This window comes from Ancylobacter pratisalsi (assembly GCF_010669125.1).
GTDB lineage: Bacteria > Pseudomonadota > Alphaproteobacteria > Rhizobiales > Xanthobacteraceae > Ancylobacter > Ancylobacter pratisalsi.
In genome coordinates this window covers 2,081,713-2,098,940 of sequence record NZ_CP048630.1, presented here as the reverse complement: position 1 = coordinate 2,098,940, position 17,228 = coordinate 2,081,713, and the positions used below count along the sequence as shown (strand labels likewise).

Here is a 17,228-nt window from a genome sequence, read left to right as displayed (position 1 = left end):
CAACTCATGTCCCTCGTCCATGAGATCGATTACGGTACGCCCGCTCCCAAGACGGAGAAGATGGTGACCCTCACCATCGATGGTATGGAAGTGTCGGTGCGCGAAGGCACATCGATCATGCGCGCCGCGATGGAGATGGGGACGCAGATCCCCAAGCTCTGCGCCACCGACTCGATCGAGGCGTTCGGCTCCTGCCGTCTCTGTCTCGTCGAGATCGAAGGCCGCAACGGCACGCCTGCCTCCTGCACCACCCCGGTCGCGCCGGGCATGAAGGTGCACACCCAGACCACCCGTCTCGCCCAGCTTCGCAAGGGTGTGATGGAGCTGTACATTTCCGACCATCCGCTGGACTGCCTGACCTGCGCCGCCAATGGCGACTGCGAATTGCAGGACATGGCCGGCGCTGTCGGCCTGCGCGAAGTGCGCTACGGAATGGAAGGTGCGAACCATTTCGCTCCCTCCTCCGAGCTCACCATGCCGAAGGACGAGTCCAACCCCTACTTCACCTACGACCCCGCCAAGTGCATCGTTTGCAATCGCTGCGTGCGTGCCTGTGAAGAGGTGCAGGGTACTTTCGCCCTGACGATCTCCGGCCGCGGCTTCGATTCGCGCGTGTCGCCGGGCCAGTCGGAAGCCTTCCTCACCTCCGAGTGTGTGTCGTGCGGCGCCTGCGTGCAGGCCTGCCCCACTGCGACCCTGTCCGAGAAGCGTCTGATCGAGATCGGCACGCCCGAGCATTCGGTCGTCACCACCTGTGCCTATTGCGGCGTCGGCTGTACCTTCAAGGCGGAGATGCGTGGCGAGGAAGTCGTGCGCATGGTGCCGTGGAAGGACGGCAAGGCCAATCGCGGCCATTCCTGCGTGAAGGGCCGATTCGCCTGGGGCTATGCGACCCACCAGGATCGCATCATGAACCCGATGATTCGCGAGAAGGTCACCGACCCGTGGCGTGAAGTCACCTGGGAAGAGGCCATCGCGCACACGGCGTCCGAGCTGAAGCGCATTCAGGACACCTATGGCCGCAAGTCGGTCGGCGGCATCACCTCCTCGCGCTGCACCAACGAGGAAGCCTATCTCGTCCAGAAGATCATCCGCGCGGGCTTCGGCACCAACAATGTCGACACCTGCGCCCGCGTCTGCCATTCGCCGACCGGCTACGGCCTCAACCAGGCCTTTGGTACCTCGGCGGGCACGCAGGATTTCGATTCGGTCGAGGATACGGACGTCATCCTGATCATCGGTGCCAACCCGACCGACGGACATCCGGTGTTCGGTTCGCGCATGAAGAAGCGTCTGCGCGAGGGCGCGAAGCTGATCGTGGTCGATCCGCGCCGCATCGATCTCGTGCGTTCGGCGCATATCGAGGCGGACTACCACCTGCCGCTGCAGCCGGGCACCAACGTCGCCATCGTCACCGCGCTGGCCCATGTCGTGGTCACCGAAGGCCTGGTGAATGAGGAATATGTCCGCCAGTTCTGCGACTGGGACGAGTTCCAGGACTGGGCCGAGTTCGTGGCTGACAAGCGTCATTCGCCCGAAGAGGTCGAGAAGCTGTCCGGCGTTCCGGCCGCTCTCATCCGTGGCGCGGCCCGGCTGTACGCTACCGGTGGCAATGCGGCGATCTATTACGGCCTTGGCGTCACCGAGCACTCGCAGGGCTCGACCACGGTCATGGCCATCGCCAACCTCGCCATGGCGACCGGCAATATCGGTCGTCGCGGCGTCGGCGTGAACCCGCTGCGCGGTCAGAACAACGTCCAGGGTTCGTGCGACATGGGCTCGTTCCCGCACGAGCTTCCCGGCTATCGCCATATCTCCGACGATGCCACCCGCGCCACTTTCGAGGCGATGTGGGGACGTCCGCTGGATGCCGAGCCCGGCCTTCGTATTCCGAATATGCTGGATGCGGCCGTCGACGGTACGTTCAAGGCGATCTACATCCAGGGCGAGGACATTCTGCAGTCCGACCCGGACACGCACCATGTGGCCTCCGGCCTGGCGGCGATGGAGCTGGTGATCGTGCAGGACCTGTTCCTGAACGAGACCGCCAACTACGCCCATGTCTTCCTGCCGGGCTGCACCTTCCTCGAGAAGGACGGCACCTTCACCAACGCGGAACGGCGCATTCAGCTGGTGCGCAAGGTGATGGCGCCCAAGAACGGCTATGGCGACTGGGAAGTGACCCAGATGCTGGCGCAGGCGATCGGGTTGGATTGGAACTACACCCATCCGTCCCAGATCATGGACGAGATCGCAGCCCTGACGCCGACCTTTGCCGGTGTGTCGTTCAAGAAGCTCGATGAGATGGGTTCGGTGCAGTGGCCCTGCAACGACGCCAATCCCGAGGGCATGCCGATCATGCACATCAACGGGTTCGCGCGCGGCAAGGGCAAGTTCGTCGTCACCGAATACGTGCCGACCGACGAGCGTACCGGCGGGCGCTTCCCGCTGCTGCTCACCACCGGCCGGATCCTCAGCCACTACAATGTCGGCGCGCAGACCCGCCGCACGGCGAATGTGGCCTGGCACCCGGAAGATGTGCTGGAGATCCATCCCCACGATGCCGAACAGCGCGGCGTGCGCGACGGCGACTGGGTGCGGATCGACAGCCGCGCCGGTTCGACGACGCTGCGCACGCAGATCACCGACCGGGTGGCTCCGGGTGTGGTGTACACCACGTTCCATCACCCCGGCACGCAGGCCAACGTGGTGACCACCGACTTCTCCGATTGGGCGACCAATTGCCCGGAGTTCAAGGTCACCGCGGTGCAGATATCGCGCTCGAACGGTCCGTCCGAGTGGCAGGAGGACTATGACGCCTTTGCCCGCCAGAGCCGCCGTATTGCGGTTGCGGCGGAGTGAGCGGAAGGCTGTCATGATTGCGCCGGTCGTCCGGGTTCCGCGTCTCGCCTGCAAGTCGGGTGAGGTGCGTCCGGGCGAGCGTGCGATCCCCGAGGAAACGCCGGTCGCCATCGTCCATAACGGCTCCACCTATGCCGTGATGATGGCGACTCCCGCGGATCTTGAGGATTTCGGCTATGGCTTCAGCCTGACCGAAGGCGTGATCGGGGCTCTTTCCGAGGTCGATTCCATCGAGACACTGGAGTTTGACGCGGGGGTCGAGGTTCGCCTTTGGCTCAACGAGACCCGCGCCAGCCAGATGGTCGCGCGCCGCCGTCAGATTGCGGGGCCCACGGGTTGCGGTTTGTGCGGTGTCGAGAGTCTTGAACTGGCGGTGAAGCCGGCGAGGGCGGTGCCGGAGGGGCGGCGTTTCTCGGTATCCGACATTGCCCAGGCCATAGCGTCCCTGCCACCCGCCCAGCGGCTGAACCATGAGACGCGAGCCGTTCATGCGGCCGCCTTCTGGAACCCGGCGGACGGGCTGGTGGCGGTGCGCGAGGATGTTGGCCGGCACAATGCGCTCGACAAGCTTGTCGGGCACCTCACCCGCACGGGGGAGGATGCGGCTGGGGGCATGGTGCTGCTGACCAGTCGGGTGTCGATTGAAATGGTGCAGAAGACCGCGATGCTCGGCGCTGCTGTGCTTGTGGCGGTTTCGGCGCCCACCGCTCTCGCCGTTCGCACGGCTGAGGCGGCGGGCATCACGCTGGCGGCGATTGCCCGCGACGACGGATTTGAAGTGTTCACGCATCCCCATCGCATAGAGTTCGGCGGGGCAGAGAGGGAGTTGATCGCCCATGTCGGCTAATACGATGGAACGGCTCGTCTATATGGCGAACCAGATCGGCAAGTTCTTTGAGCCGCAGGGTCATGAGAAGGCCCTGAAGGGCGTCGCCAAGCACGTCAAGGACTTCTGGGATCCGCGGATGCGGGCCCGCATGGAGGACCATCTGGCCACCGGTGGCGAGGGGCTGGCGCCGGTCGTTTTCGAGGCGCTGAAGACGCTTCCGCCGGTGAGCCGCGACACCATTCCCGCACCGAAGCCGACGCTTAACCCGCCGGGGCCCACGGCCGTCCATCACTGATCCGGGCGTTGCGGGCGTGACGTCGCTCGCCCGCCGCCGGCATTGAGCCGGGTCATCGCGCAGGGTGAGGCGGCTCTCTGTTCCGACGGGCGAACGAGGTTGACCAGGCGCGTCATTTCGTAGGTGTTGACGCGTTTTATCGGCCCGTGGAGAAGTGCTTGCTGGCCTTGAGGCCCGCGCCGTCTGGCGGGGCTTATCCGTTCTGGACCAGAAACCGTGCGGTCGCGAAAGAACCACGGTTCTGCCATCCCGAAGCAGGATGCCTTCCTATAGCTTGGAATGGTATTTTGACGCGTCGGGTCGAAGGCACGGTGGTCCATGCATGGTGACGGGCAAGGTTTCCTGATAGGCGCGTTGGTGTTTCTGGTGACGGCCGTGGTGGCCGTTCCGGTAGCGCGCCGTCTCGGTCTTTCGCCGATCGTTGGCTATCTCCTTGCCGGCGTGGCTATAGGGCCTTCGGGTATCGGTGTCTTCCACGATCCCGAGCGTATCATCACCGTCGCGGAAATCGGCGTGGTGCTGCTGCTCTTCATCATCGGTCTTGAACTTCAGCTCTCGCGCCTGCTTGCCCTGAGGCGGGCGATCTTCGGCATGGGCCTCGCGCAGCTGCTCTTTACCGGGGCGGCCATCGCGGCACTGACCCACTATGCCGGCCAGAGTTTCGACTGGGGCGCCGCTCTCGTGGCCGGCCTCGCCCTCTCCTTGTCCGCGACGTCGATCGCTCTCCAGCTCCTCGAGGAGAAGGGCGGGCTGTCGATGCCGTACGGGCAGAGGGCTTTCGCGGTGCTGCTGTTCCAGGATATGGCGGTAGTGCCGCTGATCGCACTGATGCCGCTCATCGCGCCGGGCACGCATGAGGAGCAGACCTTCGAGCAGGCGCTCAGTCATGTGGCCATCATCGTTGCCGCGGTCAGTGCCGTGATCCTCGCCGGACGCTACATGCTGACCCCGCTCTTCCAGGTGCTGGCCCGCAGCGGCGCCCGCGAAGTGATGACGGCCGCCGCCCTGCTGGTGGTGCTCGGCGCGGGGGCGCTGATGGCGTCGGTCGGCATGTCGATGGCGATGGGTGCCTTCCTCGCCGGGGTCATGCTCTCCGAATCGAGCTTTCGCCATGAGCTGGAGGCGAATGTCGAAGCGTTTCGCGGGTTGCTGGTCGCGCTGTTCTTCATGGGCGTCGGCATGTCGATGAATCTCGACGTGGTGCTTGCCAATGCATGGCTGCTGATTGTCGGCACCCTGCTGGTGACTTTGGTCAAGGCCGTATCGGTATGGGCGGTCTTCCGTGTTTCCGAAGGCACGCGAGCCGACGCCGTGCGTTCCGCTTCGGTGCTCACGCCGGCGGGCGAGTTTTCATTCGTGCTGTTCCCGCTCGCCTTGGGGCTTGGGATTATCACCTCGCGCCAAAGCGACATGTTGGCGGCCTGTGCCGGCATGACGATGCTCCTGGGGCCGCCAATCGCGCTCGTGGGTGAACGGCTTGCGCGTCGGCTGGAGCAGTCCGCCGTGTCGACAGCGCCGGACGAGGACTTCAGCGATGCCCACGGTTCGGTGCTCCTGGTTGGCTTTGGGCGTTTTGGCCAGATCGCATCCCAATGCCTGCTGGCCCGCGGCCTGGAGGTGACGATCATCGACAACGATGTCGAGATGATCCAGAACGCCGGCCGGTTCGGGTTCCGCATCTACTATGGCGATGGAACGCGTCTCGAAGTGCTGCGCGCAGCGGGCGCCGAACGCGCGCGGGTCATTGCTGTCTGCGTCGACCGCCGGGAAACGGCGGACCGCATCGTGGATATCCTGCAGGCCAACGTTCCTGGCGCCCAACTCTATGTGCGCGCCTACGACCGGACCCACACCCTGGCCCTGCGTGCGCGGGGGATCGATTTCGAGATTCGCGAGACCTTCGAATCCGCGCTTGCCTTCGGCGAGGCGACGCTCAAGGCGAGCGGCGTCGACGCCGATGCCGCGCGGGCGACCGTGACGGATGTGCGTGCGCGCGATCTCGAGCGCCTGATGCTCCAGCAGGTCGGAGGGCTCGACGCTGCCACCCAGAGCGCTGGCGTGGAACCCGAGCCGTTGATCACGCCCGATCGGGCGGCTCATCCGCTCAATCCGGAGGCCGAGGACGCTCTCAAGCGCGAGACCGAGTTCTCAGGCTAGCCTCTTCAGGGGCAGGTTCATTCGCCCAGAAGGTTACGGCGCACGCGCAGCAGATGGCGCGTCAAGGCGGCCTCGGCGAGCCGCGCGTCGCGCGCGCGCAGAGCCGCGACGATCTCCCGATGTTCGAGCCGATAGGCGTCACGGCGTTCCGGCGTGATGCTGAGCCGCTTCAACTCGCCCCATTCCGCGAACTCCCGTGCGCTGGTGATGGTGCCGTAGATGGCGACCATCAGCGGGTTGTGAGTGGCTTCGGCAATGGCCTGATGCAGCGCCGCGTCCCAGTGCTCGAATGCCTCGAAATCATCGGCGGCCTCTGCGTGGCGGTTGCACTCTTCCATTCGCTCGAAATCGGCCGCCTTTGCATTCAGCACGACGAGTTGCGCCAGTCGCGGCTCGACGATTAACCGCGCCGCCATGATCTCCGTGGGGCTGGCATCGCCGGCGGTCGGTGACGCGGAAGCCTGCGTCGTGGGCTCCGCCTTCGCGACATACGTTCCGCTGCCGATGATCCGCACGACGCGGCCCTGCGACTCAAGCACCGACAACACGTCGCGCACGGACGAACGCGGCACGCCAAGCTCTTCGGCTATGGCGCGTTCCGTGGGCAGTTTCGCACCGGGAGCGTAAGCCCCCGAATTGATCGCTCCGTTCAGAAACTCCTGAACCAGGAGTGTCGGCTTGCGATCGATGATAACCCGATCCATGGCACCTCGCTTGATATGAGGTATTTGGTATACCAATTTCTGCGTCGTCGTAAAGCTGTAGTGCCAATGCTTACTGTATTTCTACTCGACTTTCTGACGACGTGCCGTTGACATCAGGCGAACCAATGTCGCTATAATGGTTCAAATTGGTAAACCAATCAAGGCCAGGACATGAAATTCGGAACCTTTCGGCATGCCGGGCGAACGCTCGTCGGAGTCGTGGACAGCGCGGCGGAGCGGATCCATCCGGTCGATGCCATCGACATGGTCGACCTCATTCGTCGCTTCGACGAAATTTCTCCAGGCATCCATCTGAACGGCAGCGGGATGAATCTGTCGGAGGTGGAACTGCTCGCACCGATTCCCCATCCGCGCCGCAACATCTTTTGCGTTGGCAAGAACTATCGGGACCATGCGAGGGAGTTCGCCAGTTCCGGCTACGAGGCCGGCGCGGTGAAGGGCGCCGAAATCGACGACTACCCGGCGGTGTTCACCAAGCCCGCGACCTGTGTTGTTGGCCCTGGCGCGACGGTTGATACGCATCCCAAGGTGACAAGCGCCGTCGACTATGAGGTCGAGCTCACAATCGTCATCGGCAAGGGAGGTCGGGACATCGCCCGCGCGGACGCGTTCGACCACATCTGGGGCTATACCATCATCAACGACGTGACGGCGCGCGACCGGCAGAAGAACCACCGCCAATGGTTTCTGGGAAAGTCGCTCGATACCTTCTGCCCGATGGGGCCCTGGATAACCACCGCCGACGAGGTCGATGCGGAGAACCTGCAGGTGCGAACCTGGGTGAATGGTGAACTCAGGCAGGACGCCAATACGCGCGATCTGATCTTCGACATTCCCGGACTTATCGAGACCATTTCCGCCGGCACGACGCTGGAACCTGGAGACCTGATCGCGACCGGCACGCCGGCCGGCGTGGGCCTCGGGTTCAGCCCGCCGAAATTCCTGAAGCCGGGGGACAACGTGACGATGTCGATCACCGGGCTCGGCACGCTGAGCAACCCGTTCGCCTGACATGGCCGCGCCCACGCCAAGGGCGCGGCACCGTCTGATGGCTGAAGCGCACCGCAAAAAATGCGCCGGCTCTGGGAGGAAAAATGGCTATCATCACCATCGCATCGCCGGTCCGTGCGCGCGGGTTGCCGGGCTGGTTGCGTCTTGAGAACATCGTTATCGGAGCGGCGATCGCCGCGCTCGTGGTTCTGGTCGTCCTGCCCGTGCTGTCGCTCGTCCTCGCCAGTGTCTGGCAGGATGGCGCACTGACGACGGAGTTCTTCGCGGAGGCCCTGACGGGACGCTCCTATCTTCGGGCGCTCGGCAATTCACTGATACTTGGCGGCTGGACGGGACTTCTCAGCATCGTCATCGGAGTGCCCCTCGCCTGGGCGGTGAGCCGCACCAATGTGCCGGGAAAGGGGCTGATCCAGCTCACGGCGACTCTGTCCTATCTCTCGCCGCCCTTCCTCACCGCCATCGCCTTCGTCAACCTGTTCAGCCCGAATGCCGGCGTGATCAATGTTTTCCTGCGGGATGTGCTTGGGCTCGACATCGGCTTCAACATCTTCACCATGAGCGGCCTGGTCTTCGTGACGGTGCTGCACACCTTTCCCTTCGTCTATCTTCTCGCTTCCTCGGCCCTTCAATCGGTCGACGCCTCCTATGAGGAAGCGGCGCAGATCCTGGGCGCGAGCAAGCTGCGCACCGCGTTGACGATCACCTTACCGCTGGTGGCCCCCGCGGTGCTCTCGGGCACCTTGCTGGCTTTCGTCAACGCCATCGCGTTGTTCGGGTCGCAGGCCATCATCGGTCTGCCGGGACGTATCGTGACGTTGCCGACCCGCATCTACTCGCTGTTCGACTATCCGCCCCAGTTCGGCACCGCCTCGGCGCTGTCGCTGCTGTTCATCGCCATTACCGTGGCCGCGCTGTATCTTCAGCGTTCCTTCCTCGCCAAGCGTTCCTACGTGACGCTTGCCGGCAAGGGCGCCCGACCGCAGCTGATGGACCTCGGACCCTGGCGCTGGGTATTGTTCGGCGCCTGCGTGGCCACCTTCATCGTGGCGATCCTGCTCCCTTACGGTTCACTGATCGCCGTGTCGTTCTCCAAGTCCTGGGGGCTCGACTTCTGGCAGAACCTGACCTTCGACAACTATCGCTTCGTGCTCATCGAGTACGACGTCACCCGCCGCGCCATCATCAACAGCCTCGGTCTGGCCATCATAGCCGCAACGGTATGTGTGTTCCTCGGGGCGATGATTTCGTGGATCGACGTGCGCACCACGCTGCCGGGACGCAAGCTGCTCGACTATGCCTCGCTCATCCCGCTCGGCCTGCCGGGCATCGTGATGGCGGTGGCGCTGCTGCAGTTCTGGCTGGCGATGCCCATCGCCCTGTACGGCACCTTCGCCATCCTGCTGCTGGCCTATGTCGGACGCTATGTTCCGCTCGGCGTGCGAGCGGCGAATTCGTCCCTTCGCCAGATCGACCCCTCGCTGGAGGAGAGCGCGCGCATCCTCGGGGCATCCTGGGGCTACACGATGAAGGAAATCACGCTGCCATTGATCAAGCCCGGTTTGTTCGCCGGCTGGCTGTTGGTCTTCGTGCCAGTGATCCAGGAACTGAGCGCCTCGATCCTGCTGTTCTCGTCAACCTCCATCACGCTCGCCGTCGCCGTCTACAACCTTTACGAGACCGGCTACACGGAACCCGTGGCCGCTCTCGCCATCGTCAACATGATCATCATCGCCACCGCCATCGGCATTGCCCGGCGGTTCGGCGGCAGCCGGCTTGGTTTGAAGACCGGCACCTCAGGCAATTCGCGACCGGGAGTTATGGGCTGATGGCAGGCATTCGCATCTCCGGACTGTCGAAGTTCTATGGCGGCAAGGAAAGCGGCATGGCCGCGCTGCGGGACCTCGATCTCGACATCAGGGACAACCAGTTCGTCACTCTGCTCGGGCCGAGCGGCTGCGGGAAGACGACAACGCTCAGATTAATAGCCGGCTATGTCACGCCGGATGCCGGCACCATCCGGGTCGACGACAGGATCATCTCGTCCGTGGAGGGCGTCGCGCCTCCCGACCGACGGGGCATGGGTATGGTGTTCCAGAACTATGCCGTGTGGCCCCACAAGACCGTGTTCGAGAATGTCGTGTTCGGGCTCAAGCTTCGGAAGGTCCCCGCGGCGGAAGCCCGACGGAAAGTGGAAGAAACGCTGGCGCTGGTGAATCTGGGTGGCCTTGAGGCGCGCCTGCCCAATGAACTCTCGGGCGGCCAGCAACAGCGTGTGGCGTTGGCGCGCAGCCTCGTCGTCGAGCCGGGCATCCTGCTGCTCGACGAACCGCTCTCGAACCTCGATGCCAAGCTGAGGGAGCGCATGCGCGTGGAGCTGAAGCAACTCCAGCGCCGGACCGGGATCACCTTCGTCTACGTCACCCACGACCAGAGCGAAGCGCTCGCCCTTTCCGACCAGATCGCGGTGATGCATGGCGGCAGGCTGCAACAGTTCGGCACGCCGGACGAGGTGTACCGGCGCCCGGCGAACAAGGTGGTGGCCGACTTCATGGGCATCGTGAATTTCGTGCCGGGCGAACTGCGCAGCGGGCCCGGGGGCGCACCGGTGCTGGTGGTGGACGGACAGGAATTGCCGGCGCAGATCGGGGCGGAGTTTCACGCCGGCGACGCGGTGGACCTTGCCGTGCGGCCGGAGAATGTGAAGCTCTCCCGTGTCCGCGAGGGGGCAGACCAGCTCACGGCGAAGGTAACGGAACACACCTACCTCGGCAATCTGAGCGAATACTGGCTCGAACTCGCTTCCGGCGCGGTGCTGCGCGCCCAGACGCACCCGCTTGAGCCCTTCGATGTCGATGACGAGGTCTTCGTCTCGATCGATGCCGGCGAATGCAACGTCTTCCACCGAACCGCGGCGAGTACGCCGGCGGTCAAGCATTGACAACGGAGCACCACATGCAGAGCGCAACGGCGCTAAACCCGGCCTTCACCGGCCGCGAGCACTGGACCCATAACGGCGATACCGAGCTGTTTCTCTGGCAGAAGGCGCCCGAACGGGCCGCCGCGGCGGGAACCGTCCTGTTCGTCCATGGCTCCTCCATGGCCTCCCAGCCCACCTTCGACCTCCAGGTCGCCGGCCGTCCCTATTCGTCGGCGATGGACTTCTTCGTCGACAAGGGCTTCGAGACCTGGACGGTCGACATGCGCGGCTACGGTCGCTCCGACAAGCGCCCCGGCACGCAGGCGACGATTGCCGAGGGGGCTGACGATCTCGTTGCCGCCACCGACTACATACTCAAGGTCCGCGATTGCGGCCCGCTCTATGTCTACGGCATCTCTTCGGGTGCGCTCAGGGCGGCAACTTTCGCGCAGCGCCACCCGGAAAGGGTCAAGCGGCTCGCACTCGATGCCTTCGTCTGGACCGGCGAGGGTAGCCACACGCTGGAAAACCGCCGCAAGAAGCTGCCCGATTTCCCGCCCGGTGGCCGACGCCCGATCGACAAGGCCTTCGTCTACTCGATCTTCAACCGCGACCATCCCGGTACGGCCGAGGACAAGGTGATCGAGGCTTTCGCTGACGCGATCCTGTCGCTCGACGATTCAATGCCCAACGGCACCTATATCGACATGTGCACCAACCTGCCGGTCATCGACCCGGCGAAGATCACAGTGCCGACCATTGTGATGCGCGGTGAATTTGACGGCATCGCCAGCTTCGAGGACCTGATCGAGTTCTTCAAGCGCCTGCCAAATTCGGACAAGCAGTTTGCGCTGATGCCGGGCATTTCGCACGCCTCGTTCCAGCAGAAGAACTACATGCTGGTGCTGCACATATTGCACGCCTTCTTCACGCAGCCCGAGCCGATCTATCGGGGCTGAATAAGACCAAGCAAAGACAGAAAAAGAACCAATACTCCGGGAGGAATTTCCATGACGACAGAACGTGTCGAAACACGCCGATGCATCCTGGCGCGAGGATCCGCCGTCCTTGGCCTTGTCGCCGCCGCCGGTCTTTTCCTGGGAGGCTTCGCTCTCTCACCAGCCCAGGCGGAAGAGGCGGACATGGCCAGGGCCAAGGAGGAGGGCACGGTAGTCTGGTACACGTCGACCCCGATCGAACAGGCCAACAAGCTTGCCCGCCTGTTCGAGGAGGAGACCGGCATCAAGGTGGAGCTGTTCCGCTCCGGCGGTTCGGCCATTCTGCGCCGCTTTCATCAGGAACAGTCAGCGGGTCGCGTCGCCGCCGACGTGCTCACGACGTCCGATCCGGCCGCCTCCAATGTGATGGCGGAGAAGGGCATGTTCGTTCCGTTCAAGCCGGCCGATTTCGACAAGATTCCGGAGCAGGCGAAGGACCCGGACGGCAACTGGATCGGCCAGCGGCTGAACCTGATCACGATCTACATGCGCGGCGATAAAGTGGCTGAAGCGGAACGTCCGCAGAAATGGACCGATCTCACCGACTCCAAATATGCTGGACAGCTGGTGATGACGGATCCGTCCTTCACCTCGTTACAGCTCTCGGTCGTGGGGACGCTGTCGCAGAAGCTCGGCTGGGATTACTACAAGAAGCTCGCCGACAACGACATCATGATCGTGCAGGGAAACCAGCAGGTCTCGGACAACCTCAAGCGCGGCGAGCGGTTGATCGCCGTTGGCGCCCTGGATTCCTATGCTGCGGCTGACCGCAACAGCGGTCATGACATCGTGACCGTCTACCCCAAGGACGGGACCTTCGTCATTCCCTCGCCGACGGCGGTGGTGAAGGGCAGCCCGCACCCCAATGCGGCAAAGGCTTTTGCCGCGTTCATGATCAGCCCCAAGGCGCAGCAGGTTTTCCCCGCCGACGGCGGCTATTCGGCACGCACCGACATCGCGCCGCCCGAGGGTGGCCCGAAGGTGACCGAGCTGACGATCATTCCCGTCGATTATGCTGGGCTGGAGAAGCAAGCGTCCAAGATCAAGGATTCGTTCAACGATATCTTCCGTTGACCTCGTCTGTCGACGGCGGCAGAGCGAGCGCCCCGCACCCCTCGTGGAGGCGGGGCGTATCGCGCAACCTTACTTCTTCTCTCAGCGTGCGCCGATCGCCAGCGGAAGAACAAAATGCTCGATGGCGTGGGCAACGCCATCCTCGGCGTTCGTCGTTGTCACCTTATCCGCCAGCGCCTTCACCGCGTCGGTCGCGTTGCCCATGGCGATGGCAAGACCCGCATTGTCGAACATGGGCAGGTCGTTCGCCATGTCGCCGATAACGGCGACCTCGTCCAGCGGCACGCCGAAATATTTGGCGAAGGCACGCACGGCATAACCCTTGTCGACGACAGGCGCGGTGACATCGAGATAGTAGTGCTGCGAGCGCCGGGCCGAGGCGGTGTCGCCGAGAAGGGCCTGAAGCTCGCTCTCGCACGCCGCGAGCTTGTCGAAGTCCGACGAGGACCCGACGATCTTGCCGGCGCGGGCCAGATGATCGCCAAAGGCATCCACCACTATGGGCTGGAACTGCACGGTGCGAATCTCGCGTGGCACATACTGGCTGTCCGGATTGTCGATGTACCATTCATTGTCGGCGAAGACCCAGATGTCCGCACCCCGTGCACGCATGGTCTCCACCGCGAGCTTGGCGGCATCCAGAGGCACAAAGTGCTGTTCCACCGGCGTGAAGTCGGCATGCATGATCGACGAGCCGTTGAAGCCGCCGAAGATATCGAGCTTGAGTGGCTCGATAAGGAGCTTCATGCCGCGCGGTGGGCGGCTTGAGACCGCCGCGAAGGCGACGCCCGCCGCATGAAGCCGGGCGACCGCCTCGACGGTCGCTGGTGCCACCTGTTTGTCGGTATTCACCAGAGTGCCGTCCACATCCGACACCATCAGCGAGATACGCGACGCCCGCGGCGGGCGGCCAGATGCCTGCGACGAGGATCGAGCTTCTGTCATCGAGGGCGTTCCCGTTCGAGCGGCAGCCATTGTGATCCGTCCTGGGCGAGAAGGACATCCGCCATGGTCGGGCCGCTGGTCCCGGCAGCGTAGCCGTGCACGTCGATCATCCCCGCGGCGGTAGCCTTGAGAATGGGGTCGACCGCCGCCCAGCCCGCCTCGATGTTGTCAGCCCGCTGGAAGAGCGTCGGATCACCGGAAAGGCAGTCATAGATGAGGGTTTCATAACCGGTGGAGGGCGCCGACTGGAAATAGTCGGCGTAGCGGAAGTCCATGTCGACCTCCGCCAGACGCACTTTGCGGCCCGGCACCTTGGCGGCGAAGCGCAGCGAGATGCCCTCATCCGGCTGGACGTGGATGACGAGGACGTTTGGTGCCAGCGTACAGTCAGGATTCTCCCGGAACAGCACTCCCGGCGCGCGCTTGAAGTGGATCGCGATCTCGGTGCGGCGCGTGGCGAGCGCCTTGCCGGTGCGGATGTAGAACGGCACTCCGTTCCACCGCCAGTTGTCGATCATACACTTGATGGCGATGTAGGTTTCGGTGTGGCTTTCCGGCGAGACGTCGGGCTCTTCGCGGTAGTCGGCGACCGGCTTTCCGAGCACCTCTCCCGCCCGATACTGGCCGCGCACCACATGGGTGGCTGCCTCGCCCGGCCGCATCTGGCGGATTGCCTGGATCACCTTCGATTTCTCGGTGCGCACCGCATCGGCGTCGAAGGAATTGGGCGGCTCCATCGCGACCATGGCGAGGAGCTGGAACATGTGGTTGGGCACCATGTCGCGCAACGCGCCGGTCGCGTCGTAAAAGCGCCCGCGTTGCTCGACCCCCACGGTCTCGGCCGCGGTTATCTGGACGTGATCCACATATTCCCGGCTCCAGATGGGCTCGAACATGCCATTTCCGAAGCGCAGCGCCATCACGTTCTGCACGGTTTCCTTCCCGAGGAAATGGTCCATGCGATAGATCTGGCTTTCCTCGGCCACGGCGAGCAGGCGCGCATTCAGCGCCTTTGCCGAGGCGAGGTCGGTGCCGAAGGGTTTTTCGACCACGAAGCGGCGGAAGGCGGTGTCGCTTTCGGTCAAGAGATCGGCGGCCCCAAGCTGCTCGGCGATCGTCGCGAAGAAGCGAGGCGTGACCGCCATATAGAACACGGCGTTGGCGTCGCCGACGTCCGTCTGCCGGCTGGCAAGGCGCTCCTTCAGCTGTTCATAGGCGCCGGCACCGTCGAAATCACCCGTGATGTAGATGGCGCGGGAGACAAGCCACTGCCAGACCTCGCGGTCTATCGGGTGGTTCTTCGCGGCAAGTTCCTCCACCGCGTCCGTCAGGTGCTCGCGAAAGCTCTGGTCCGTGTGCTCGACGCGATCGACGCCGATGATCGCGAAATTGGGGTCGAGCACGCCCTCATGCGCGAGATTGTAGAGCGAGGGCATCAGCAGGCGCTTGGTGAGGTCACCGGAGGCGCCGAAGATCACGAGTGCGCAGGGCGGCGCCGGAGGGGCGTCCGCCTGGATTGCGGGGGCCTCGACCACGGCTCAGCTCCCCGACTTCTTCTCGACATGGCCGCCGAACTGGAAGCGCATGGCAGAAAGCAGCTTCTCGCCGAAGGTGTGGTCCTGGCGCGAGCGGAAGCGTGAGTAGAGCGCGGCCGAGAGCACTTCGGCGGACACTGCCTCTTCCACCGCTGCCATGACCGTCCAGCGGCCCTCGCCCGAATCGGCGACTTCACCGGAGAAGTTCGACAGCGTCTCGTTCTGGGCGAGCGCAATGGCGGAAAGATCGAGCAGCCAGGAGGACACGACGCTGCCGCGACGCCACACTTCGGCGATGTCGGCCATGTCGAGCGAGAACCGTTCGTTCTCCGGCAGCTCGGTCGAATCCTTGTGCTTCAGGATGTCGAAGCCTTCGGCATAGGCCTGCATCAGGCCGTATTCGACGCCATTGTGGACCATCTTCACGAAATGGCCGGAGCCGGCCGGACCACAGTGCATGTAGCCCTGCTCGACGCGGGGGTCGCGTCCATCACGCCCCGGCGTGCGGGGAATGTCACCCAGGCCTGGCGCGAGCGTGGCGAGGATCGGGTCAACGTGATCGACGGCTGCCTTGTCGCCGCCGATCATCATGCAGTACCCGCGCTCCAGCCCCCAGACCCCGCCGGAGGTGCCGACGTCGATGTAGGAGATGCCTTTCTCCTTCAGGCTGGCCGCGCGGCGGATGTCGTCCTTGTAGAAGCTGTTACCGCCGTCGATGATGATGTCGCCCGCCGAGAGCAATGTGCCGAGTTCGCTGATCGTCGCCTCGGTCGGGGCGCCGGAGGGCAGCATCACCCAGACTACGCGCGGTGCGTCGAGGGCCTTGACCAGTCCGGCGAGGTCGCTGGCGCCGGTATTGCCCTCGCTGGCGAGCTCGTTCACCGCGCCCTCGTTACGATCCCACACCACGCAGGCGTGCCCCGCTTTGGTCAGTCGGCGTGCGATGTTTCCACCCATGCGGCCGAGTCCAACGATTCCAAGCTGCATCTTTTCCTCTCCTGCACCACGCGCGGATATCCGGCCGTTTGAGTCGGCCGCTGCGACGAATATGTCGCAACCCTATGCCGGGCTTGCGACAATTGAAACGGCTGCGCGACGATGCGGCGGGAAAGTTGGTGAGGCTGGAAAACCGCCGGTCACACGGGCGTGCCCCGCGTCGCTCCAGCGCCTGCATTGCAGGACGTAGCTGGCGTCGGCGAACCAGGCTTCAGGGTGCCATGATTGCGGGTGTGCCGCATTTCCCCGGCACGCAGTCCGGCAGCTTTATGTCGGCTGCCTTGCCTTCCGGGGGAGGGCCGGGGGGCGGCTCCAGTTCGCCTGTCTGGGGCGCCGGTTGCGAAGGGCCGAGCAGCAGGGTGGGCTCTTGGGCCAGCGCCTTGGCATCTGGCGAGAGACCGCCGCCGTCGGCAGAACCATTCGCCGTCTGGGCGAGGACGCCACCGTTCGTGCCGAAGACGAGTAAACCAGCCAACAGCCAGGCAACGGATCTCTTCTTCATGCCGCTCTCCCTCAACTGCAGCGAGGGTAGAGGAGGCGATGAGATTCGTCAGCCGCTTTTGATGGTTCCCGCCACCGAACGCCGGAATTTTATTACCGGCGGATGGACTTGCCCTGTGGGAGTGGATGCCGCGGGCGCTACAGCCCGGCGGCGTTTCGCAGCGCCGCGTTGATGCGATCCTGCCAACCGGGCCCTGACTCCTGAAAGTGCTCCAGCACGTCCCGGTCCAGACGGATCGAGACGAGTTCCTTGGCATTGGGGATCGCCGGTGCTTTCGGCGCCGGCTCGGCCGCAGCAGGCTTGCTGGTTGCAGACTTGAACGCCGCCTCCGCGGCATCGCGGGCGGAGCCGTTAAAGCGACGAGGTGGCAGGCGGTTCATCG

Annotated in this window: 15 protein-coding genes; 9 read left to right on the top strand and 6 right to left on the bottom strand. The window is 64.2% G+C overall.

The genetic code is table 11. The features are described from left to right. Positions 1–6: 6 nt before the first annotated feature. The 4 genes from fdhF (at position 7) to G3A50_RS09920 (ending at position 6,143) form a co-directional block, all read left to right on the top strand. Positions 7–2,862: a formate dehydrogenase subunit alpha gene (gene fdhF, locus G3A50_RS09935; RefSeq protein WP_163075142.1), complete on the top strand. Its 2,856-nt coding sequence runs from the start codon at positions 7–9 to the stop codon at positions 2,860–2,862. 13 nt (positions 2,863–2,875) lie between these two features. Continuing rightward, positions 2,876–3,709 (top strand): formate dehydrogenase accessory sulfurtransferase FdhD, encoded by an 834-nt coding sequence (fdhD, locus tag G3A50_RS09930; protein WP_163075141.1) that lies wholly within the window; start codon positions 2,876–2,878, stop codon positions 3,707–3,709. Beyond that, the gene (locus G3A50_RS09925; protein ID WP_170308634.1) at positions 3,699–3,986 is read left to right on the top strand and encodes a formate dehydrogenase subunit delta; all 288 of its coding nucleotides are present in this window, start codon (positions 3,699–3,701) and stop codon (positions 3,984–3,986) included. The genes fdhD and G3A50_RS09925 overlap by 11 nt, the downstream gene beginning before the upstream one ends. A 357-nt stretch (positions 3,987–4,343) precedes the next feature. Then, positions 4,344–6,143 (top strand): monovalent cation:proton antiporter-2 (CPA2) family protein, encoded by a 1,800-nt coding sequence (locus tag G3A50_RS09920; RefSeq protein ID WP_246252312.1) that lies wholly within the window; start codon positions 4,344–4,346, stop codon positions 6,141–6,143. 17 nt (positions 6,144–6,160) lie between these two features. On the opposite strand, the gene G3A50_RS09915 is transcribed toward G3A50_RS09920, so the two are convergent. Then, the gene (locus G3A50_RS09915; protein ID WP_163075139.1) at positions 6,161–6,847 is read right to left on the bottom strand and encodes a FadR/GntR family transcriptional regulator; all 687 of its coding nucleotides are present in this window, start codon (positions 6,845–6,847) and stop codon (positions 6,161–6,163) included. Between the two features lie 171 nt (positions 6,848–7,018). Between G3A50_RS09915 and G3A50_RS09910 the strand changes: the two genes are divergently transcribed. The 5 genes from G3A50_RS09910 to G3A50_RS09890 all read left to right on the top strand — a co-directional run bounded on the left by G3A50_RS09910 (position 7,019) and on the right by G3A50_RS09890 (position 12,868). Then, positions 7,019–7,879: a fumarylacetoacetate hydrolase family protein gene (locus tag G3A50_RS09910; protein WP_163075138.1), complete on the top strand. Its 861-nt coding sequence runs from the start codon at positions 7,019–7,021 to the stop codon at positions 7,877–7,879. Positions 7,880–7,962: 83 nt separating this feature from the next. Continuing rightward, positions 7,963–9,705 (top strand): ABC transporter permease, encoded by a 1,743-nt coding sequence (locus tag G3A50_RS09905; RefSeq protein ID WP_163075137.1) that lies wholly within the window; start codon positions 7,963–7,965, stop codon positions 9,703–9,705. Further along, entirely contained in the window at positions 9,705–10,817 is a 1,113-nt protein-coding gene (locus tag G3A50_RS09900) for an ABC transporter ATP-binding protein (RefSeq protein WP_163075136.1), read from the top strand. The genes G3A50_RS09905 and G3A50_RS09900 overlap by 1 nt, the downstream gene beginning before the upstream one ends. 14 nt (positions 10,818–10,831) lie before the next feature. Then, positions 10,832–11,755 carry an alpha/beta hydrolase gene (locus G3A50_RS09895; RefSeq protein ID WP_163075135.1) on the top strand — a complete coding sequence of 308 codons (924 nt, stop codon included), beginning with the start codon at positions 10,832–10,834 and terminating at the stop codon, positions 11,753–11,755. A gap of 51 nt (positions 11,756–11,806) precedes the next feature. Then, positions 11,807–12,868 carry an ABC transporter substrate-binding protein gene (locus G3A50_RS09890; protein WP_163075134.1) on the top strand — a complete coding sequence of 354 codons (1,062 nt, stop codon included), beginning with the start codon at positions 11,807–11,809 and terminating at the stop codon, positions 12,866–12,868. An 81-nt stretch (positions 12,869–12,949) separates the two neighbouring features. Here G3A50_RS09890 and G3A50_RS09885 read toward each other — a convergent pair whose 3' ends face one another. The 5 genes from G3A50_RS09885 to G3A50_RS09865 form a co-directional block, all read right to left on the bottom strand. Then, positions 12,950–13,813: an HAD family hydrolase gene (locus G3A50_RS09885; RefSeq protein WP_163075133.1), complete on the bottom strand. Its 864-nt coding sequence runs from the start codon at positions 13,811–13,813 to the stop codon at positions 12,950–12,952. Further along, positions 13,810–15,348 carry a glucose-6-phosphate dehydrogenase gene (zwf, locus tag G3A50_RS09880; RefSeq protein ID WP_163075132.1) on the bottom strand — a complete coding sequence of 513 codons (1,539 nt, stop codon included), beginning with the start codon at positions 15,346–15,348 and terminating at the stop codon, positions 13,810–13,812. The genes G3A50_RS09885 and zwf overlap by 4 nt, the downstream gene beginning before the upstream one ends. 3 nt (positions 15,349–15,351) lie before the next feature. Beyond that, positions 15,352–16,335 carry a phosphogluconate dehydrogenase (NAD(+)-dependent, decarboxylating) gene (gene gnd, locus G3A50_RS09875; protein WP_163075131.1) on the bottom strand — a complete coding sequence of 328 codons (984 nt, stop codon included), beginning with the start codon at positions 16,333–16,335 and terminating at the stop codon, positions 15,352–15,354. Positions 16,336–16,555: 220 nt separating this feature from the next. Next, entirely contained in the window at positions 16,556–16,846 is a 291-nt protein-coding gene (locus G3A50_RS09870; protein WP_163075130.1) for a hypothetical protein, read from the bottom strand. Between the two features lie 137 nt (positions 16,847–16,983). Further along, entirely contained in the window at positions 16,984–17,226 is a 243-nt protein-coding gene (locus G3A50_RS09865) for a BrnA antitoxin family protein (RefSeq protein ID WP_163075129.1), read from the bottom strand. Positions 17,227–17,228 lie beyond the last annotated feature (2 nt).